The sequence below is a fragment of the Paenirhizobium selenitireducens ATCC BAA-1503 genome (genome assembly GCF_900492185.1).
GTDB lineage: Bacteria > Pseudomonadota > Alphaproteobacteria > Rhizobiales > Rhizobiaceae > Allorhizobium > Allorhizobium selenitireducens_A.
Genome location: NZ_UEYP01000003.1, coordinates 112,385 through 132,720, shown reverse-complemented (window position 1 = coordinate 132,720; position 20,336 = coordinate 112,385). Strand labels below are relative to the sequence as shown.

The 20,336-nt window shown below is 63.8% G+C and carries 19 protein-coding genes and 1 tRNA gene; 13 read left to right on the top strand and 7 right to left on the bottom strand.

Features of this window, described 5'->3' with window-relative positions; genetic code table 11:
* Window positions 1-97 precede the first annotated feature (97 nt).
* From RHIZ70P_RS06835 to RHIZ70P_RS06820, 4 genes are all read left to right on the top strand, one after another.
* Window positions 98-1,504, top strand: coding sequence for a cytochrome ubiquinol oxidase subunit I (locus RHIZ70P_RS06835; RefSeq protein WP_115669957.1), 1,407 nt, complete (start codon window positions 98-100; stop codon window positions 1,502-1,504).
* Window positions 1,494-2,498 (top strand): cytochrome d ubiquinol oxidase subunit II, encoded by a 1,005-nt coding sequence (gene cydB / locus RHIZ70P_RS06830; RefSeq protein ID WP_115669652.1) that lies wholly within the window; start codon window positions 1,494-1,496, stop codon window positions 2,496-2,498. The genes RHIZ70P_RS06835 and cydB overlap by 11 nt, the downstream gene beginning before the upstream one ends.
* Complete coding sequence (locus RHIZ70P_RS06825) at window positions 2,498-2,611, top strand: DUF2474 family protein (protein ID WP_115669651.1); 114 nt, start codon at window positions 2,498-2,500, stop codon at window positions 2,609-2,611. Before cydB ends, RHIZ70P_RS06825 begins: the two co-directional genes overlap by 1 nt.
* A gap of 126 nt (window positions 2,612-2,737) precedes the next feature.
* The gene (locus tag RHIZ70P_RS06820) at window positions 2,738-3,733 is read left to right on the top strand and encodes a Tim44 domain-containing protein (protein WP_115669650.1); all 996 of its coding nucleotides are present in this window, start codon (window positions 2,738-2,740) and stop codon (window positions 3,731-3,733) included.
* A gap of 69 nt (window positions 3,734-3,802) precedes the next feature.
* On the opposite strand, the gene RHIZ70P_RS06815 is transcribed toward RHIZ70P_RS06820, so the two are convergent.
* On the bottom strand, window positions 3,803-4,381 hold the full coding sequence (locus RHIZ70P_RS06815; RefSeq protein WP_115669649.1) for a transglycosylase SLT domain-containing protein: 579 nt from the start codon (window positions 4,379-4,381) through the stop codon (window positions 3,803-3,805).
* 211 nt (window positions 4,382-4,592) lie between these two features.
* Between RHIZ70P_RS06815 and RHIZ70P_RS06810 the strand changes: the two genes are divergently transcribed.
* Complete coding sequence (locus RHIZ70P_RS06810; RefSeq protein WP_115669648.1) at window positions 4,593-5,924, top strand: capsular polysaccharide biosynthesis protein; 1,332 nt, start codon at window positions 4,593-4,595, stop codon at window positions 5,922-5,924.
* A gap of 69 nt (window positions 5,925-5,993) precedes the next feature.
* Here RHIZ70P_RS06810 and RHIZ70P_RS06805 read toward each other — a convergent pair.
* Window positions 5,994-6,070 (bottom strand) — tRNA-Met (locus RHIZ70P_RS06805).
* Between the two features lie 136 nt (window positions 6,071-6,206).
* Window positions 6,207-7,403 (bottom strand): tRNA 2-thiouridine(34) synthase MnmA, encoded by a 1,197-nt coding sequence (mnmA, locus tag RHIZ70P_RS06800; RefSeq protein ID WP_115669647.1) that lies wholly within the window; start codon window positions 7,401-7,403, stop codon window positions 6,207-6,209.
* 211 nt (window positions 7,404-7,614) lie between these two features.
* Here mnmA and dgcA point away from each other — a divergent pair, with 211 nt between their 5' ends.
* Entirely contained in the window at window positions 7,615-8,604 is a 990-nt protein-coding gene (dgcA, locus tag RHIZ70P_RS06795) for an N-acetyl-D-Glu racemase DgcA (RefSeq protein WP_115669646.1), read from the top strand.
* Between the two features lie 33 nt (window positions 8,605-8,637).
* Here the strand turns inward: dgcA and RHIZ70P_RS06790 are convergent, their stop codons facing one another.
* Complete coding sequence (locus RHIZ70P_RS06790; protein ID WP_115669645.1) at window positions 8,638-9,333, bottom strand: spermidine synthase; 696 nt, start codon at window positions 9,331-9,333, stop codon at window positions 8,638-8,640.
* An 88-nt stretch (window positions 9,334-9,421) separates the two neighbouring features.
* A complete protein-coding gene (locus RHIZ70P_RS06785) occupies window positions 9,422-10,189 on the bottom strand; it encodes an IclR family transcriptional regulator (RefSeq protein WP_181903963.1) in 768 nt (255 codons plus the stop codon).
* Between the two features lie 138 nt (window positions 10,190-10,327).
* Here RHIZ70P_RS06785 and RHIZ70P_RS06780 point away from each other — a divergent pair, with 138 nt between their 5' ends.
* Genes RHIZ70P_RS06780 through RHIZ70P_RS06765 form a run of 4 tightly spaced genes read left to right on the top strand, consistent with a single transcriptional unit; the run spans window position 10,328 to window position 14,999 of the window.
* Complete coding sequence (locus RHIZ70P_RS06780; RefSeq protein WP_115669643.1) at window positions 10,328-12,043, top strand: thiamine pyrophosphate-requiring protein; 1,716 nt, start codon at window positions 10,328-10,330, stop codon at window positions 12,041-12,043.
* A 60-nt stretch (window positions 12,044-12,103) separates the two neighbouring features.
* A complete protein-coding gene (locus tag RHIZ70P_RS06775) occupies window positions 12,104-13,138 on the top strand; it encodes a TRAP transporter substrate-binding protein (RefSeq protein WP_115669642.1) in 1,035 nt (344 codons plus the stop codon).
* 5 nt (window positions 13,139-13,143) lie between these two features.
* Window positions 13,144-13,674: a TRAP transporter small permease gene (locus RHIZ70P_RS06770; RefSeq protein ID WP_115669641.1), complete on the top strand. Its 531-nt coding sequence runs from the start codon at window positions 13,144-13,146 to the stop codon at window positions 13,672-13,674.
* Window positions 13,674-14,999, top strand: a complete 1,326-nt coding sequence (locus RHIZ70P_RS06765; RefSeq protein ID WP_115669640.1) for a TRAP transporter large permease — start codon at window positions 13,674-13,676, stop codon at window positions 14,997-14,999. Before RHIZ70P_RS06770 ends, RHIZ70P_RS06765 begins: the two co-directional genes overlap by 1 nt.
* Window positions 15,000-15,096: 97 nt before the next feature.
* Here the strand turns inward: RHIZ70P_RS06765 and RHIZ70P_RS06760 are convergent, their stop codons facing one another.
* Window positions 15,097-15,600, bottom strand: a complete 504-nt coding sequence (locus RHIZ70P_RS06760) for a flavin reductase (RefSeq protein WP_115669639.1) — start codon at window positions 15,598-15,600, stop codon at window positions 15,097-15,099.
* A gap of 10 nt (window positions 15,601-15,610) precedes the next feature.
* Entirely contained in the window at window positions 15,611-17,173 is a 1,563-nt protein-coding gene (locus RHIZ70P_RS06755) for a 4-hydroxyphenylacetate 3-hydroxylase N-terminal domain-containing protein (protein WP_115669638.1), read from the bottom strand.
* 101 nt (window positions 17,174-17,274) lie between these two features.
* Here RHIZ70P_RS06755 and RHIZ70P_RS06750 point away from each other — a divergent pair, with 101 nt between their 5' ends.
* The 3 genes from RHIZ70P_RS06750 (at window position 17,275) to hpaE (ending at window position 20,253) form a co-directional block, all read left to right on the top strand.
* Entirely contained in the window at window positions 17,275-18,162 is an 888-nt protein-coding gene (locus RHIZ70P_RS06750) for a helix-turn-helix domain-containing protein (RefSeq protein ID WP_115669637.1), read from the top strand.
* A 155-nt stretch (window positions 18,163-18,317) separates the two neighbouring features.
* Window positions 18,318-18,704: a 5-carboxymethyl-2-hydroxymuconate Delta-isomerase gene (locus RHIZ70P_RS06745; protein ID WP_115669636.1), complete on the top strand. Its 387-nt coding sequence runs from the start codon at window positions 18,318-18,320 to the stop codon at window positions 18,702-18,704.
* Between the two features lie 31 nt (window positions 18,705-18,735).
* Window positions 18,736-20,253: a 5-carboxymethyl-2-hydroxymuconate semialdehyde dehydrogenase gene (gene hpaE, locus RHIZ70P_RS06740; RefSeq protein WP_115669635.1), complete on the top strand. Its 1,518-nt coding sequence runs from the start codon at window positions 18,736-18,738 to the stop codon at window positions 20,251-20,253.
* Window positions 20,254-20,336: the final 83 nt, after the last annotated feature.

Genomic DNA, 20,336 nt, shown 5'->3' with positions numbered 1-20,336 from the left:
GTTGACGCAGGGCAGCCTGTCGCATTGATCGGAATGGAACGAAGCCTATTTGCTTGCTCGGACCTTCGATCAAGATGGCAACGAGAGCGACAGGACGATGTTCGAGATTTTCGACGCGCAATTGTTGGCACGGCTGCAATTTGCCTTCACCGTGTCCTTCCACATTATTTTCCCGGCCTTCTCCATCGGTCTCGCCAGCTACCTCGCGGTACTGGAGGGGCTTTGGCTGTGGAAGAAGGACAAGGTCTACCTGGAACTGTTCGACTTTTGGAAGACGATCTTCGCGGTCGCCTTCGGCATGGGCGTCGTCTCTGGCATCGTCATGTCCTACCAGTTCGGCACCAATTGGAGCGTCTTCTCCGACAAGGCGGGACCGGTCATCGGGCCGCTGATGGGCTATGAGGTACTCACCGCCTTCTTTCTCGAGGCCGGCTTCCTCGGCGTGATGCTGTTCGGCCGTGAGCGGGTCGGGTCGGGCCTGCATTATCTGGCAACGCTGATGGTGGCGCTCGGCACGCTGATCTCGGCCACCTGGATCCTCTCGGTCAATTCCTGGATGCAGACGCCGACCGGCTTTGCCATCAATGATGTCGGTCAGTTCGTGCCGGTCGACTGGTGGGCGATCGTCTTCAATCCGTCCTTCCCCTACCGGCTGACCCATATGGTGATCGCCGCCTATCTGACGACCGCCTTCGTCGTCGGCGGCGTGGGCGCCTATCACCTCCTTCGCCGCACCTCCCCGTCGCGCGCCGGCACGATGTTCTCCATGGCGATGTGGATGGCGGCGATCGTCGCGCCGATCCAGATCCTCGTCGGCGACGCGCACGGTCTCAACACGCTGGAGCACCAGCCCGCCAAGGTCATGGCGATGGAGGGGCATTTCGACAGCCATCCGGACGGCGCGCCGCTCATTCTGTTCGGCCTGCCGAACCAGGCCGAGAAGCGGATAGACTATGCGATCCAGATCCCCAAGCTTTCGAGCCTCATCCTCAAGCACGATCTCAATGCGCCCTTGGCTGGCCTCGACACGATCGACGACGACAAGGAACCGCCGGTTGCCGTGGTGTTCTGGTCGTTCCGGGTGATGGTGGCGCTCGGCTTCGCCATGCTCGGCGTCGGCCTGTTCAGCCTGTGGTGTCGCTGGCGCGGGACGCTGTTTGAAAACCGGATGCTGCACCGCGTTGCCCTTCTCATGGCGCCGGCCGGGTTCGTGGCGGTGCTGGCCGGGTGGATCACCACGGAAGTCGGCCGGCAGCCCTATACGATCTATGGCCATCTGCTGACGGCGGATTCGATCTCGCCGATCGCGGCCCCCGCCGTCGCGGCCTCGCTGATCGCCTTCATCATCGTCTACTTCCTCGTCTTCGGGGCAGGGACCTTCTATATCCTGAGGCTGATGGCGCGCCTGCCGCGCGATCCGATGCCTGATCTCGACGACGGACCGATCCGCACGTCCGGCATCACGCCGGCGGCGCAAACCGAGGGAGGCAAGCATGGCCTTTGATCTCGCATTCATTTGGGCGGCCATCATCGCATTCGCCGTGCTGGCCTACGTCATTCTCGACGGCTTCGACCTCGGGGTCGGCATTCTCTTTCCGCTGTTTCCCGAAAAGGCCGACCGCGACCAGATGATGAATTCGGTGGCACCGGTGTGGGACGGCAACGAAACCTGGCTGGTGCTGGGTGGCGGCGGGTTGATGGCGGTCTTTCCGCTCGCCTATGCGACGATCCTGCCGGCGCTCTATGCGCCGCTGATCGCCATGCTGCTCGGGCTGATCTTCCGGGGCGTCGCCTTCGAATATCGCTGGCGTACCAAGCGGGCCGAGCATTTGTGGAACTATGCCTTCGCCGGCGGCTCGACGGTGGCGGCCTTTGCCCAAGGGGTGGCGCTCGGTGCCCTCGTCCAGGGCATTCCCGTGGTCGACCGCACCTATGCCGGCGGCTGGTGGGATTGGCTGACACCGTTTTCGATGGCGACCGGTCTGGCGCTGGTGCTTGGATATGCGCTGCTCGGCGCCACCTGGCTGGTGATGAAAACGCGTGGGCCGCTGGCAGAGAAGGCGCGGCGTCTCGCCTATGGTGCTGCGTTGGCAACCGTCGCTGCGATGGGCGTGTTCAGCCTCTGGACGCCCTGGCTCGAACCGCTCTACGTACAGCGCTGGTTCGGCTATCCGACGGCGGTCTTCTCCTTCGTCGTGCCATTGCTGGTGCTCGGATGCCTCTACCTGATCCTTAGCGGCCTGCGCTCCGGCAAGGATGCCCAACCCTTCGTCGCGGCCCTGGGATTGTTCGTGCTCGGCTACGCCGGGATCGGCATCAGCTTCTATCCCTATATTGTGCCGACCTCGCTGACCATCTGGGACGCCGCGGCGCCGCAATCGAGCCTCGCCTTCCTCCTGGCCGGAGCGGCGGTGCTGGTGCCGATCATCCTAGCCTATACCGGCTATGCCTATTGGGTGTTCCGCGGCAAGGTCGATCCGGAAGAGGGATATCATTGATGGCGGACGCCTCTCTCATCAAGCGCCTCGGTTGGTTCGTCGGGTTGTGGCTCGCCGGGGTGCTGGCGGTCGGGGTGGTCGCCTACGCCATCAAGCTGGCGCTCGGAGCCTGATGGCGGCGGATGGCGCGATTGTGATCGAAAAACAGGCGGCCAAGGCTTCACTTGTCCGAGAGCGAACGCCATATGAAAGCGCAACGGTGACGAAATCCGTTCCGGCATTGAAAACGAGGAGATGAAATGCGGCGCTACGGCAAGTTTTTTGGAATTCTGGCAATTGGTCTGGCGACCATGCTGACGCTCGCCGATTTTGCCGAAGCACGCCGTGCGAGCGGCGGGTTCGGCAGCCGTGGCACGCGGACCTTCCAGGCGCCGGCCGCCACGCGCACCGCGCCTGCCCCTGCCGCGCCGATCGAGCGCACGATGACGCCGCAGTCTCAAGCGACACGTCCGGCTGCTGCTCCGAATGCGCAGAACCCGGCCGGGCGTACGGGCGGCCTGTTCGGCGGTCTCGCCGGTGGTCTCATGGGTGGTCTTCTGATGGGTGGCCTGTTCGGCATGCTGATGGGCTCCGGCTTCGGCGGCGGCTTCGGCTTGCTTGGCCTTTTGCTGCAGGGTGTGCTGATCTTCTTCCTGGTCCGCTTCGCCATGCGCATGTTTTCCAATCGCCAGCCGTCCTACTCGGGCGCGGCGGCATCTTCATCGGCGCGTAACGACGCTGCCGGCGGTCCAGGCTTCCAGATCCCGAAGATCGGCGGTCTGAACCTCGGTGGTTCTTCGGCCTCCGCCGCCCCGCGCCGGCCTTCCGCTTCGGCCGACGAAATTGGCGTCGGCCAGCAGGATCTCGAGCGGTTCGAGGGTCTGTTGAAGGAAATGCAGGCGGCCTATGCCAACGAGGACTATGCGAGCCTGCGCCGCATCACCACGCCGGAAGCCATGTCCTATCTCGCCGAGGAGTTGAGCGAGAACGCCACCAAGGGTGTCAAGAACGAGGTGCGCGACGTGCATCTCGTCCAGGGCGACGTTTCGGAAAGCTGGCGCGAGGGCAATGTCGATTATGCAACCGTCGCCATGCGCTACGAGAGCATCGACGTTCTGCGAGACCGTACCAGCGGCAAGGTCGTCAGCGGCGATCCGGACAATGTCTCGGAATCCACCGAGATCTGGACCTTCGTCCGGCGCCCAGGCACGGATTGGCAGATTTCGGCGATCCAGGCCTCCGGCGATCCGGAATAACTATCCATCGCATCAGACAAAAAGGCCCGCTTCGCGCGGGCCTTTTCGTGTCTGCTCGGCGGTGGATGGTCAGTTCGGGCAGGTCTTCAGCTGCCGCGCATAGGTGTAGGTGATGTCGGTGAAACGCTTGGCGCCGTTCAGCGCCTCGGAATTGTTGCGCCAGCTGCCGCGCGCATAGCCGGCGTGACCGGAATGATAGGCGAGGTAAAGCTTGTAGGGATCGTTGAGCGGGATGCCGCTCTTTTCCGCCGTCTGGCGGTGATACCAGCCGATGAACTGCATGGCGTCGGAGAAGTCGGTGCGGCGCGCGCTCCATCGGCCGGTCTCGCGCTGGTAGCGATCCCAGGTGCCGTCGAGGGCCTGCGAATAGCCATAGGCAGACGACTTGCGCTTCCAGGGAATGAAGCCCAGCAGCTTCTTGCGCGGCGGCTTGGCGTTGTGGCGGAAGCCCGACTCCGTGTAGATCGTCGCCATCAGGATCGGCACCGGCACGCCGTATTCGCGTTCGGTCTTTTCGGCCGCGCGTCGCCAGTTGTTGAACAGGCCGTCGCGCTGCTCGAAAATCGCGCAGGCATTCTTCGTCTGGCTCGGCGGTTTCGCACAAGCAGTCAATGCCAGCAGAAGGCCAACGACAATTACGCCACGCATCGTTCATCCTCACTCAGGCGGCCAGGATATTACTTAAAATTTAACGAAAGGTTTTCGGATCCTTAATGATCCTCGCCCACCCGGACAGGCGGGTGCGCCAGGGGTTGTGAACCGAAGCTGAGTGGCGAGGCGAACTGGTCGTGCGGCGATTGTCGGCATGGCCGTGCCGGGTTATGAACGGTTGCCCGCCAACGAGGATCAAGCCCGGCCCATGTCGCGCGCCCCGACCGATCGCCCGCCCGTCGTCGCCTTCCATATCCATGAGTGGAAGCGGTCGGTGCTGGAGGCCTATTTCCCGGAATGGGACTTCCACTACATGCCGTTCTTTGTCGGCGACAAGGAATTCGTTGACGTCTGGCAGGTGCGCCTTGCGGCGCTCGAAAACCCAAGCGTGATCGTCTGGGGGCCAAACCTGCCGCAGGCAGCGGCGGATTTCTGCGCCAGTCGCAACATCCCGGTCGACTTCATCGAGGACGGTTTCCTGCGATCGGTCGGCGGGAGTGCCGGACAGAGCGCACCGTTCTCGCTCACCCTAGACCGGCAACGGCCCTTCTTCGACAGTCGTGGGCCGTCCGATCTGGAAGACCTGCTGAGGACCTATGATTTCGATGCCGATCCCGCACTGATCGAGCGGGCGAGGGCGGGGATTGCCGCCATGCTGGCGCATCGGATCGGCAAGTATGGCGGGCAGCCGGCGCGCGGAAAGGTCGAACTTCCGCAAGGGCCGGGGCGCAAGGTGCTGGTGGTCGGCCAGGTCGAGAGCGACGCCTCGATCCGCTACGGCACCGAGCGGCCGATCCTCAACAACGATCTGGTGCGCATGGCTGCCCAAGAGAATCCCGGCGCGACGATCCTCTACAAGCCGCATCCGGACGTGCTGAAGGGCGTGCGGAAGCCGAGCTCGGATCCGGCCGAGGTGGCGGATCTCTGCCATGTCCTGACTGCTCCCATGGCCTTGCCCGACGTGCTCGATGCCGTCGACCAGGTCTACACGATCACCTCGCTTGCCGGCTTCGAGGCGCTGATGCGCGGCAAGCGGGTGACGGTGTCCGGCTCGCCCTTCTATGCCGGCTGGGGACTGACCGACGATCGCCAGCCGAACCCGCGCCGCGGCCGCTCCCTCAGTCTGGAAGCGCTGTTCGCCGGGGTCTATCTGCTCTATCCGCGCTATTTCGATCCGCGCACCGGCAAACCGCGATGCTTCGAGGCCACGCTGGCCGAGATGGTCGAATGGCAGCAGAACGGACTGCCCGCCGACAGCCGCCGGCTGATGTCGGCGCGCAGTCGGCCGTCGCCGTGGCGACCGTTCGGCGCCTTTGGCCTGCTCGGTTGGCGGCATCTGCTGCCGCAGGTCGTCGGACCGCTTGTCGCGCGCATCGGCAACGGGGACGATGCGGCCTCCTATCGCCGCGACCCGATCGGTTTTTTCCGCGAGCAGTCCGACCCCGCGCTCAGGCGGCTCGGCCGCTGGCTCTATCCGTTCGACGACGACCGGTTTGCCAATGGCTTCGACCGTTTCCGCACCGGAGATCAAGGCGAGTGAAAGTGCGCTCCGCGGCGAACGACGCGCTGCGTTCGGTCCGGAATTCTAGGTCTTACAAAGAGAGAGATTTGGTAGCGGGAGGCGGACTTGAACCGCCGACCTTGGGGTTATGAATCCCACGCTCTAACCACCTGAGCTACCCCGCCACACATCGCGAAGGCCTGCTGAAAAGCGGAGCCGTCCGAAGCGATGGGCGGCTTATAAGGCGATGATCCTGCCAGTGTCAAGCGCGCGGTAAGCAAAAACCGAAGCACTTCTGTGGACTTGGGCGAGGCGTTCGTCTCAGGCCGCGACCGGGCTTGCAAGCAATGCCTTCAGCTGGCTTTCCGCGTCTGCCGCGCGTTCGGATCTGTCGATGAAACCGCCGCCATAGACGCGCGCATCCGCACCCGGCGCGGAATAGAGAACGCAGGCCTGGCCCGGTGCGATACCGGCTTCGCCGATCTCGAGATCGACATAGACACCCCGGTCGTCGGCATGCAGCATGGCAGGAGCGGGTGGACGGGTCGAGCGGACCTTGGCGAAGCAGGCAAAGCCGTCGCGGGCCGTTTCTTCCAGCCCGTGGTCGCCCAGCCAGTTGATGTCGCGCAGATAGACGCGGTGGGTTTCCAGCGCCTCGCGCGGTCCAACGATGACGCGGCGCGAGCGGGCGTCCAGATAGACCACGTAGAGCGGTTCTCCGGTCGCAACGCCGAGGCCCTTACGCTGGCCGATCGTGTAGTGCAGGATGCCATCATGGTGACCCAGAACGCGGCCATCGAGATGGACGATCTCGCCGGCCAGCGCCGAATCGGGACGCAGCTTGTTGATGACATCGGCATATTTGCCCTGCGGCACGAAGCAGATGTCCTGGCTGTCGGCCTTCTGGGCAACGACGAGGCCCATGTCTTCGGCGAGCTTTCGCGTCTCGGCCTTGGACATGGCGCCGAGGGGGAAGCGCAGGTAATCGATCTGCTCCTGGGTGGTGGCAAACAGGAAGTAGCTCTGGTCGCGTTCGCTGTCGATCGGGCGGAACAGGGCGCGGTGGCCCGGATCGTTCGGCAGCGGAACCGACTTCGAGCGGATATAGTGACCCGTCGCCAGCGCGTCGGCGCCGAGTTCCTTGGCCGTCGCCAGGAGGTCGGCGAACTTGACGGTCTGGTTGCAGGCGACGCAGGGGATCGGTGTCTCGCCGGCGACATAGCTTTCCATGAAGGGGTTGATCACCGTGTCGCGGAAGCGCTGCTCGTAGTCGAGCACGTAATGGGGGATGCCGAGCGTTTCGCAGACACGGCGGGCATCGTCGATGTCCTGGCCGGCGCAGCAGGAGCCGGCGCGGTGGACGGCGGCGCCGTGATCGTAGAGTTGCAGCGTTATGCCGAGGACGTCATAGCCTTCGCGTTTCAGCAGGCCGGCCACGACCGAGGAGTCGACCCCGCCCGACATGGCGACGACGACGCGCGTATCTTCCGGCTTCTTGTCAAAATCCAGCGTGTTCACGGGCTTTTCCGCCAATCTGATGCGTTCGCAGGCGAGGCACGGGACGCCCTGTCGCCATCGCCAGCTTGCTGGTATGGGATTTAGGCAAATTGCAGTCCGTCGACTGATGAGGCCTCGACCTAATTGTTGACGGATATAGAAAGGAATGTCGCAACGCGCAAGGGGCGCCGATTCGCGGCGCGGCACGGACGCCTGATGGAGGGACGGTAAAATGGTGAATGGACTCAGTCTCACGGCCGTCGAAGACGTTTTTCCGGTCGCCGGCTCTTTCACCATCTCGCGCGGGTCGCGCACCGAAATCCGGGTGGTGACCGTCACCGTTTCCGATGGCAGCCATATGGGGTGTGGCGAGTGCGTGCCCTATGCGCGCTATGGCGAGACGGTCGACGGCGTGATGGAGGCCATACTCGGGGTCGCCAATGATCTGCGCGAGGGGCTGGACCGGCACGGCCTTCAAAGCCGGCTAGGGCCGGGGGCGGCGCGCAACGCGCTCGACTGTGCTTTCTGGGATCTCGAGGCCAAGCGGGCCCGAAAGCCGGTCTGGCAGTTGGCCGGCCTTTCATCCCCGAAGCCGATCGAAACGGCTTTCACCCTTTCGCTCGGCACGCGGGAGAGCATGCGCGAGGCGGCGGCGAAGAATGCCGACCGGCCGCTGCTGAAGGTCAAGCTCGGAACCGACAACGATCTCGGTCGCATCGAGGCGGTACGTGCCGGCGCGCCGAATTCTCGCATCATCGTCGACGCCAACGAGGGCTGGACGGTCGAGCAATATCTGGCGCTCGCGCCGACCCTGGTCCGCCTCGGCGTGGCGCTGGTCGAACAGCCGCTGCCGGCCGGACAGGATGAGGCCCTCAGGACGATTGCGCGGATCTTGCCGGTCTGCGCCGACGAAAGCTGCCACGACCGCGCATCGCTCGGCCATCTCAAGGGCAAGTATGATGCGATCAACATCAAGCTCGACAAGACAGGTGGGCTGACCGAGGCGCTTTTGATGCGCGATGCGGCGGTTGCCTCAGGCTTCGACATCATGGTCGGCTGCATGCTCGGCACCTCGCTTGCCATGGCGCCGGCCTTCTTCGTCGCGCAAGGGGCGGGTTTTGCCGATCTCGACGGTCCGTTGCTTCTCGCCGCCGACCGCGCCTCGCCGATCCGCTACGAGGGATCGATGATGCACATGCCGGAGCCGGCGCTCTGGGGATGAAGCCGCACAGATAGAGTCTGGGCCCGGAGGATGTTATGGCTGCGCGGCACCGTCCCCGCCATCCGGACTTGCCAGCCAGATGACATGGCGGGCGCCGCGCTTCTTGCCGGCGCGGACGTGCTCTTCCTTGACCTTGAAGCCGAGGGTTCCCAGGCGGCGCGTGAAGCCCGGATTGGGCCCTGAGGACCAGACGGCCAGCACGCCCCTGGCGCGCAGCGCCCCCTTGGCCGCACGCAGGCCGGCATAGTCGTAGAGACCGTCATTGGCCGACCGGGTCAGTCCCTGCGGGCCATTGTCGACGTCGAGCAGGATCGCGTCATAGCTGTGGCGGTAGGTATGAATGAGCGATGCCACGTCGCCGACATGCACCTTGACGCGCGGATCGTCGAGGCTGCCCTTGAAGACCTCGGCCATCGGGCCGCGCGCCCAGGCGACGACGGCGGGCACCAGTTCGGCGACGGTTACCTGCGCATCGGCCGGCAGGACGGCGAGGGCGGCGCGCAGCGTGAAGCCCATGCCAAGGCCGCCGATCAGGATGTGGGGGCGCTTGCTCGGTGCGATCCGTTCCCACGCGAGCGTCGCCAGCGCCTCTTCCGAGCCGCTCAGCCGGCTGTTCATCAGCTCGTTAGTGCCGAGCATGATCGAGAACTCGGTGCCGCGCTGTTTGAGACGCAATTCCCCGCCGCCACCGGGGATTGGGGCGCTGTCGAGCTGGATCCAGGGGAGCATGGCGATCTTTCAAAGGTCGGGAAACAAATGTCCCCGTACCATGCGGATATGCGCGAGTTCAATCGCTGTCGGAGGGGAGGGCGCGATCTTACGGCTGCGAGGGAGGAAAGAGCGTATCCTGAGCAGCGGCGACCGCGACCTTCAATAGGGACGTGAAGCTGGTTTCGGTTTGCTGGTCCAGTGCCGGGATGGGAGCAAAGATGGAGATTCCGGCGATCATGGCACCATTCGGAGCAAAGATCGGCATGGCCACGGCACTCAGACCCGCCTCGCGCTCGCCCCGGTTGACTGCATAGCCCCTTCGCCGGATCTCCTCCGTTTCCCGCAAAACGCTGTCGCGGTTGATCAGCGTGGCGCGGGACAGCGGCACCAGTTTGTTGGCCTCCAGGTAACTCTCGACAGCCTCCTTGCCCGAATAGGCAAGCCAGAGTTTGCCATTGGCCGTGGCATAGGCTTCGATCCGCGCGCCGACACGGGCACTGTAGACATAGGCGTTGTTGGAATGCGCGGCGGCAATGCAGGTGATCATCGTGCCGTCAAAGGTGGTGGCCATGGCGCCTTCGCCCGATTCGGCAGCCAGGGCATTGAGAAAGGGCTGCAGTTGCATCGCCAATTGCCGGGCGCTCCGGGCTCGCTCGCCGTATTCGATCAGCTTTCCGCCGGGCCGGTAGATCCCCTTGCGGGGGGAGTGCAGCGCGCCGACCGAGACCAGGGTCTTGAGGAAGCGATGTGCGGTGATCGTGTTCAGGCCCACGAGCTCGGCCACGTCCGCCGTCGTCAGCTCGTCGCGCTGGTCGTCGAAAAGATCGAGGATGGCGAAGGCCTTGACGATCGAGTTATTGGTAGGGGTGGCCATTCTATCGCTCGCGCTCATTTATTCATTAGTTATTCTCATTAATCTATCACCCTTGACGGCTTAGCTCAAGAATGTGATAGTTATTGAAATTTGTATTTCAATTATTGAAATGTCAAGCCGACTTGGGAGGGTCGCTACTTGGATGCTCGGAATGCAAAATCTGGTGAGGTCAGCGCCGGCAGTGTGATCTTCAGCCGCTTGAAGACTCTCGGCGTGGACTATGTCTTCGCCAATTCCGGGACCGATTTCCCGCCGATCATCGAGGGCCTTGCCGAGGCCGCCGCATCCGGCATCGCCCTGCCGCAAGCCATTACCATTCCGCATGAACATGCCGCGCTCGGCATGGCGCACGGCTATTACTTCCTGACGGGCCGGGCCCAGGCCGTGATGCTGCACACCAATGTCGGGCTGGCAAACGGCGCGATCGGCGCGCTCAATGCCGCCACCGACCATGTGCCGATGGTGCTGATGTCGGGGCGCACGCCGACGGTCGAGCGCGGACGGTTCGGTGCACGCACCGTGCCGATCGGCTGGGGGCAGGAAATGCGCGACCAGACGGCCTTGGTACGGGAAGCGGTGAAGTGGGACTACGAACTGCGCTTTCCCGAGCAGATCGCCGAGATCCTCGACCGCGGCCATGCCATCGCCAATTCGACGCCCAAGGGTCCGGTCTACATCAGCCTGCCGCGCGAGGTTCTGTCCGAGCAGATCGATGCGGGCGGCATTGCCGAGGCACCCCTCATGGCGCCCGCCGTCGCGGAAGCCTCGGCTGCCGCGATCGACATGGCAGCGGATTGGCTGCTATCGGCCCGCAATCCGGTGATCTTCGTCCAGCGCGGGGCAGGCGACGATGCCGGCTTTGCCGCACTGTCGGCGCTGGCCATGGAATTTGCCATTCCCGTGGTGCACTATTGGGCGACGCAGATCGGCATTCCGACCGATCACGCGATGTTTGCCGGCGGCAATCCAGAGCCGTGGCTGTCCGAGGCGGATGTGATCCTGGTGATCGATGCGCTCGCTCCCTGGGCGCCCGACCTGCAGAATCCGCGCGACGATGCCAAGGTCATCCAGCTCGGTCCCAATCCCCTGTTCAGCCGTTTCCCGGTGCGCAATTTCCGCTCCGACCTGTCGATCGCCAGCGAGACGTCGATGGGGATCGTCGCGTTGCTGTCGGCCCTTCGGGCCCGTCGCGATCCCGATCCGGAAGGCCGGGCGGCGCGGCGCGCGACGGTCGAGGGCCGGACATCAGGGCTTCGCCATCAGGTGATCGCCTCCGCGGAAGGCGAGACCGGACCGGTGATGAGCAAGGCCCATGTGTCGCTCGAATTGTCCAAGGCGATCGCCGGACGTCAGGCGACCGTGCTTTCCGAACTCGGCTGCCCGCTGGCGCCGATGACGCTGGATCACGCCCAGGCCTGGTACCAGGAGCCGCATTCCGGCGGTCTCGGCTGGTCGCTGCCCTGCGCCATGGGTATGAAGCTCGCCAAGCCCGAGCGGCTTATCATAGCCACGCTCGGCGACGGGTCCTACATGTTCGCCAATCCGGTCGCCTGCCACCAGATCATGGAGGCCTACGACATTCCGGTTCTGATCCTCGTCCTCAACAATGCGGAATGGGGCGCGGTGCGCCAGTCGGTGACCATGCTTTATCCCGACGGCTATGCGGCCAAGGCCAACCAGATGCCGCTGACCGGTCTTTCGCCGAGCCCCGATTTCACCAAGGTCGCCGAAGCCAGCAATGCCTGGGCACGCAAGGTGACGGAGCGCGGCGACCTTGCCGCCGCCTTGCAGGCGGCGATCACCGAGGTGATGGACAATAAACGTACCGCACTGCTCGACATTCGGGTGGCGTAACAGACAGTCCGCCAGCTGGCGGAGAGTATTCAATGGCCTTTAACAGGGAGGAAAATGCCAATGAGATCCTTTAAGACACTCTTGCTTGCCGGTCTGGCGACCACGGCGCTCAGCGCCTCGGCGCTCGCCCAGGAAGTCACGCTGAAACTGCACCACTTCCTCGGGCCCAAGTCCCCGGCCCAGACGCAGATGCTCGAGCCCTGGGCAAAGAGCATCGAGGAAGCCTCCGGTGGCAAGGTCAAGATCGAGATCTACCCGTCCATGTCGCTCGGCGGTGCTCCGCCGGAACTGGTCAGCCAGGTGCGCGACGGTGTCGTCGATCTCGTCTGGACGGTGAACGGCTACACGCCAGGCCTCTTCCCGCGCACCGAAGCCTTCGAGCTGCCGTTCATCCACACCAATGACATCCGCGCCACCAACCTCGCCATGCGGGCCATGTTCGACGAGTATCTCGCTCCCGAGTACAAGGGCGTGAAGGTCATGTTCCTTCACACCCATGCCGGCCAGGCGATCCAGATGGCCAAGGACGAAGTGCGCAAGCCGGCCGATCTCGCCGGCAAGAAGATGCGCATTCCGACCCGCACCGGCGCCTGGGTGATCGAGGCGCTCGGTGCCGCCCCCGCCGCCATGCCGGTTCCGGATATCCCGCAGGCCTTCTCCAAGGGCGTCGTCGATGGTGCGCTGATTCCGTGGGAAATCATCCCGGCGCTGAAGCTGCAGGATCAGACCGAGTACCAGATCGAAGGTGTCAACAAGACCCGCCTCGGCACCACGACGTTCCAGGTTTCGATGAACCTCGACAAGTGGAACTCGCTGCCGGAAGACATCCAGAAGGCCTTCCTCGACAATTCCGGGGAGGAATGGGTGAAGAAGGCGGGCGATATCTGGCGCCAGATCGACGAGAACGGCATCAAGGTCGCAACGGATGCCGGCAACAAGCACATCCAACTGACCCAGGAGGAAACCGACGCCTTCAAGACCGTGCTCGAACCCGTCGTCGACCGCTGGGTCAAGGAAGTCGAGAGCAAGGGCATCGACGGTGCTGCTCTCGTCGCCAAGGCCCGCGAACTCGTCGCGGCGAACACGGGCAAGTAAGCGCGATGGACGCCACCACGCAGAACGAAGGGAGGGTGGGGCCGAAAGGCCTCACCCACCGCCTTATCGAGGCCTGGGCACTGTTCGGCGGGGTCGTCATCCTCGCCGTCGTGGCCATTCAGAGCATCAGCGTCGTCACCGGCGCGTTCGGCCATCCGCTGCCGGGTGATTTCGAATTGACCGAACTCGGGGTCGCCGTCGGCGCCTTCGCATTCCTGCCCTATTGCCAACTAACGGGCGCCAATGTCACGGCGGACATCTTCACCTCCGGGCTCGGCCGCCGCTTCCAAGCGGTTCTGGTGTTCTTCTCCGCGATCATTGCCCTGGTGTTCTCCGTCGTCATGGCCTGGCGGACATGGATCGGCACGCAGGACCAGTTCTCCTATGACTACCAGACCGCCATCCTGCAAATTCCGATCGGCTATGCCTTCGTGCCGATCGTCATTTCGCTGATCCTGGTCGCCGTCGCTGCCGTCGTCACGCTCGCCGAGAGCTATCAGGATATCGCCCACCCCAGCAGGAATGTGTATCACTGATGGATAATAGTCTTTTCCTCGGGCTGGTCGGCCTTGGCGCACTGATTGTCCTGATCGGCATCCGTGTGCCGATCGCCTATGCGATGATCGTCGTCGGCGCGGTCGGCACGATCGCCCTCAATGGACCCGGTGTCTTCCTCAATCAGTTGAAGACGCTCGGCTTCAGCCAGTTTTCCAAATACGACATGTCGGTCATCCCGATGTTCGTGCTGATGGGCTATATCGCCACCCGGGCCGGTCTGTCCCAGGACCTGTTCCGCGCGGCCAATGCCTGGTTCGGACGCATGCGCGGCGGTGTCGCCATGTCGGCGATCGCCGCTTGCGCGGGCTTCGGCGCGGTTTGCGGCTCCTCGCTTGCCACCGCCACGACCATGGGCCAGGTGGCTCTGCCGGAACTCAAGCGCTACCGGTATTCGGGCGCGCTGGCGACCGGGACGCTCGCGGCCGGCGGATTGCTCGGCATTCTGATCCCTCCCTCGGTGGTGCTGGTCGTCTATGCGATCATCGTCGAGGCCAACATCGTCTCGATGTTTGCCGCAGCCCTCTTTCCGGGCCTGATCGCGGTTGCGCTGTTCATTCTGGTGATCGCCATCTATGTGCGCGTCTCGCCCGAATCGGGTCCGGCCGGCGACAAGCTGTCGCGGGCCGAATGGCTGTCGGCGACCTTCGGCGTCGTGCCGGTTCTGGCGATCTTCGTCATCGTCATCGGCGGCATCTATGTCGGCTTCTACAATCCCACACCGGCTGCCGCCGTCGGCGTGGCACTGGTGGCGATCTACGGTTCGCTGCGTCGCGGCGTCGGCCTCAAGGACTACCGCTGGGCGCTGCTCGAAACTGCCAAGACCACCGGCATGATCTATCTGATCCTGCTCGGCGCGGAACTGTTGAAGATCTTCATGTCGCGTGGCGGCGTGCCGCAGGCGGCGGCCGAGATGATGGTCAATTCCGGCCTGTCGCCGATGGTGATCCTGATCCTCTTGCTGATAGCGCTGATCATCCTCGGCTGCCTGATGGATTCCATGTCGATGATCCTTCTGGTCATGCCGTTCTTCTGGCCGGTGGTCAGCGAACTCGACTTCGGCATGGACCCGGAAGACGTGAAGATCTGGTTCGGCATCCTGGCGCTGATCGTCGTCGAACTCGGATTGATCACGCCACCGGTGGGGATGAACGTCTTCGTCATCAGTTCGCTCGCCAAGGATGTCCCCATGGGGCAGACCTTCAAGGGGGTCTTTCCATTCTTCCTCGGCGAGCTGGTGCGACTGGCGCTGCTGATTGCCTTCCCGGCGATCTCGCTGTGGTTGCCGCATATGCTGTCGAACTGAACGGGCTGCCTTCGAGCGACTTCAAGACAAAGAGCCGCGGCGAGATCATCGTCGCGGCTCAATTCGTTGCCGGTGTCGTGTGTCTGATCGAGGGAACTCAGCCCGCCAGCAGGCTCGGCACCTGGACATAGCTGCGGTCGAAATAGGCGAGCGCGTGGCCATCGGTGCGCGCGCGCAGGCTCTCGACCCGGCCGATGAAGACGTGATGAGTGCCGACCTGCCGCACGTCCTCCAGCAGGCAGTCGAAGGAGACGATGGCATCGGCCAGCGCCTCGGTGCCACCGGCCATGCCGACCCAGCTTGCCGCCGCATAGCGGGCGCCCATGTCGGCGCTGCCGCCGGCGAACAGGTTGGCGAGGTCCCGGTGCTCCGCGGTCAGTACGTTGACGCAGAAGCGCCTGTTCTCGAGGAACAGGCCGGTCTGCGTCGAGCGGCCGTTCATGCAGACGAGGAGCGTCGGCGGTTCGTCGGTCACGGAGCACATGGCGGTGGCGGTAAACCCGCCGCGTCCGGCGGGGCCGTTGGTGGTGACGATGTTGACGGGGGCGCAGACGCGCGCCATGGCATTGCGGAACTCGGTCTTCGATACACCGGCCTGCATGGCGCTCTCCCTATTCGGCTGCGCTGCGCAGCGGTGGTTCATTGCCGACCGGCCCGAGCCAGGTGTCCCCGGTCCAGCCCTTCTCGTCGTAGTCGTTCATGCACGTGTCGACCAGCGCTTCCATGTCACGCAGGATCGTGCCCTTTTCCGCGCCCTTCAACACCTGCAGACGCACGTCTTCCGGGGCGCCGGCATAGTTCAGTTCGTAAAGCGCGTGGCGGCCGCCGAATTCGGTGCCGGTCGCATCCCACAGCAGTTTCATGATCTTGATTCGCTCGATATGGCCCATGTCGTTCGAGCCGCGCACATATTGCGCCAGATAGCGGTTGATTTCCGGATTGGCGAAATCCTTGGCCGAAGAGGGCAAGTAGATCAGGCCCGAGGCGACGGTGCGGCGGATGAGGTCGATGATGCGCGGGTAGGCATCCGACATGAAGGTGCGATAGCAGAGCGCCGCTTCCAAGTTCGGCAGCTTGGTTCCGCCGACCCATTCGATGGGGTTTCGGGCCATGGTGTCGGCAAAGCTCTTGAACTTGTGGCGTAGCGCAATCACCTCGCCGAGCATGGCCTGATTGCCACGGAAGGCGTCGCCGCCTGTCGCGCGCAGTGCCTTGGCCAGCAGGCCGGCGAGGAATTCGAGCTTGACGACGAAGCGGTTGCAGCCCTGGAAGCAGTAACCGTGCATGAAGCCCGACATGACCGTAAACGACAGGATGCGCTTGGCGTCCCTGTAGATCAGCACGTCCTCCCAGGGGACGAAGACATTGTCGAGCACGAGGATCGCGTCGTTCTCGTCGAAGCGCGAGGAAAGCGGATAGTCGAACGGTTCGGCCGTCGTGTTCGCGGTCTGCTCATAGGACGTGCGGCAGAACATCTTGATGCCCGGTGCGTTCATCGGGGCAATGAAGGTGATCGACAGCGACGGGTCCTCGGTCACGGTCGCCGAAGCCTGTGCGAGCAGGTTGTAGTGGGTCAACGCAGATGAGGTCGCCACCACCTTGGCGCCGGAGACATAGATGCCCGCGTCGGTTTCCTTTGTCACGTGGACGAAGACGTCCTTGACGTGCTCGGCCGGCTTGTGGCGGTCGATCGGCGGGTTGACGATCGCGTGGTTGAGGAACAGGGCCGATTCCTGGGTCCGCTTGTGCCAGGCAACGGCATTGTCCTTATAGTCGCCATACCATTCGGCATTGGCCGAGAGCGTGTTCATGAGCGCCGCCTTGTAATCGGCGGTGCGGCCCATCCAGCCATAGGACATGCGGGCCCATTCGGTGATCGCCGCCTGCTGGCCGACCAGATCGTCGACGGAGCGGGCGATCTTGAAGAACTTGTGGGTATAGCCGCCATTGCCGGTGTCGGTCGGCGTGGTCAGCAGGTCCTTCTTGGCCGGATCGTGCAGGGCATCGTAGAGGCGCGCCAGCGAGCGCACCGAATTGCGCATCGACGGATGGGTGGTGACGTCGGCGATGCGTTCGCCGTTGATATAGACCTCGCGGCCATCGCGCAGCGAGGCGATGTATTCGGCGCCGGTGAACGGACGCCTGGTGTCGGCGCGGTAGTCTTCGGATCTCATGGTTTCCTCCCTGTTCCTCTTTGTCCAAATTAGGTCTTGATGAGAGCTCCGCCCATGCACAGAATGGCGAAATCGCTTGTACTTTTTTCGGTGGTTAACGTGTGAACGACATTCCGAGCTATTTCATCTATGGCGAGACCCCCCGTCCGCTCGATATCGGCTTCCTGCACGTCGAGCTGATTTCGCAGCGGCAGCACATCCATCACGGCCGGGCGGAACCGCACATGCACGAGCAAATGGCGCAGGTGACGTTCTGGACCGAAGGCGGCGGAACCTATCTGATCGAAGACAAGTCCCTGGATTTTTCCGCGCCGGCGGTCAGTTTCGTGCCGAGCCATGTGGTGCATGGCTTCGACGTGAGGGCGAATTCGGACGCCGTGGTGATCTCGATCGCCGACAGTGTCCTGCCGCTGGTCGCGGCCTCCAGCCTGTTGCCGCTCGACCGGCCGATCATGTTGCGCTCGGAGCGGTTTGACGCGACCTGGGAGCGAATGCGCGCCCTGATGCTGATGGCGCAGGAGGAATACCTGACCGGCCAGCCGGGCGTGGAGAAGATCGTGCTGCCGCTGGCCGCGACCGTGCTGTCCTTCATGGCGCGGCTCTCGTCGCAGGCCGCGATCATGCGATCGGCAGGCCCCTTAGCCTTGGCGAGCGAGTTGAAGCGACTGATTGACCTGCATTTTCGCGAGGATAGAAGCGTCGGCGACTATGTCGGGATGCTGGGCTCCACCCCGCATCTCGTGGCCAAGGCTGCTACCCTGGTGCACGGCAAGGGGGTGAAGGAACTGATCAACGATCGACGCCTGCTGGAGGCCAAGCGGTTGCTGCTTTTCACCGTCCGCACGGTGGAGGACATTGCCTACGAGACCGGTTTCAAGGATCCGGCCTATTTCTCGCGCTTCTTCCGCCAGCGCACGGGCGAGCCGCCGGGCGTCTGGCGTGTCGGACAGCATGCCGGCGCGCCGGTTGGCGGGAATGCGCGCCCGTAGCGCCTGGGGCAGGCCGTCGTTCCTGCCTCATTAACGCGTTAAGTGAATCGTTTCGGTCGCAAGTCCGGCGGGGGAGGTGGCGCGTCCTCCCCTTGACACACTCCACCATTCTAATTAACACGTTAAATAAATGGACGGGAAGAGGAGGAGAGCACGTGCCGCATCTGCGATTGGAGTATTCCGCCAATCTCGACCAAAAGGCGGACATGTCCGCTGTTTGTCGCGCGGCGCATGAGGCGATCCTGTCGACCGGCTTGTTCGAGATTGGGGCTCCGCGCGTGCGTGCCTATCCCGCACCGCATTATGCCATCGCCGACCGGCACGTCGAAAACGGTTTTGTCGACATGGTCTTTCGCCTGGGCGCCGGCCGCAGCGCCGAAGACAAGAAGCGTGCCGGCGACGCGATCATGGCGGCGGTCGCCGCCGAACTCGCTCCGCTTCTGGCCGCCCCGCATTTCGCGCTCTCGCTCGAGGTCGTCGAGATCGACCCCGCGCTGAGCTGGAAGAAGAATTCGATGCATGCCCGCCTCAGGGATCAATAGCCCGCATCCGGGGTAGACAAAGGACCTGACCATGTCGAAGCTCGACGAAAACATCGCCAAGGCCGAGGGCTATCTCGCCCGTTTCAAGGCTGATGGTGTCCTCAATCACATTGCCGGCGAGGCCGTGCCGGCGGCCGACGGGACGACCTTCGAGATTATCTCACCCGTCGATCTCAAGCCTGTGGCCGAGGTTGCGCGCGGCAAGGCCGAGGATGTCGACCGTGCCGCCAAGGCTGCCAAGGGTGCCTTTGCCGAATGGGCTGCCATGCCCGGCGATGCGCGCAAGAAGCTGATGCACAAGATTGCCGATGCCATCGTCGCCCGCGCCGAGGAAATCGCCTTTGTCGAGTGCATGGATACGGGCCAAGCGCTGAAATTCATGTCCAAGGCGGCGTTGCGCGGGGCGGAGAATTTCCGCTTCTTCGCCGATAAGGCGCCGGAGGCGCGCGACGGCAAGGTGCTGCGCGCCAACGACCAGACGAACATGACGACGCGCGTGCCGATCGGTCCCGTGGGCGTCATCACGCCGTGGAACACGCCGTTCATGCTGTCGACCTGGAAGATCGCGCCGGCGCTGGCGGCCGGTTGCACGGTGGTGCACAAGCCGGCCGAGTTCTCGCCCCTGACCGCCCGGCTGCTGGTCGAGATCGCAGAAGGTGCCGGCCTGCCCAAGGGCGTGTGGAACCTCGTCAACGGTCTCGGCGAAGAGGCCGGCAAGGCGCTGACCGAGCATCCGGACATCAAGGCGATCGGCTTCGTCGGCGAAAGCCGCACCGGTTCGATGATCATGAAGCAGGGCGCGGATACGCTGAAGCGCGTGCATTTCGAACTCGGCGGCAAGAACCCGGTCATCGTCTTTGCTGATGCCGATCTGGAGCGGGCGGCGGACGCCGCCGTCTTCATGATCTATTCGTTGAACGGCGAGCGCTGCACCTCGTCCTCGCGCCTGCTGGTCGAGGAAAGCGTCTACGATGCCTTCACCGCCAAGGTCGCGGAAAAGGCCAAGCGCATCAAGGTTGGCCATCCGCTCGATCCGGAAACCGTGGTCGGTCCGCTGATCCATCCGGTGCATGAAAAGAAGGTGCTGGAGTATATCGACATCGGCCGGGGTGAGGGGGCAACGGTTGCCGCCGGCGGCGCCAGGTTCGACGGTCCGGGCGGCGGCTGCTATGTCTCGCCAACGCTGTTCACCGGCGCCAATAACCGGATGCGCATCGCCCAGGAAGAGATCTTCGGACCTGTGCTGACCGCTATTCCGTTCAAGGACGAGGCCGAGGCGCTGGCGCTCGCCAATGACGTCCAGTACGGGCTGACCGGCTATGTCTGGACCTCCGACGTCACACGCGCCTTCCGCTTCTCCGATGCGCTCGAGGCCGGGATGATCTGGGTGAATTCCGAGAATGTCCGCCATCTGCCGACGCCGTTCGGCGGCGTCAAGAATTCCGGCATCGGCCGGGACGGCGGCGACTGGTCGTTCGATTTCTACATGGAAACCAAGAATATCGCCTTTGCCACCGGCGCCCACGCGATCCCGAAGCTGGGCGGCTGAACCGATTGCACAGGCGCGGGCGGCGGCGAGCAATCCCGGTCCGCGCCTTGAATTGTCTTTGAATGATCCGTCACCGGCCCGGC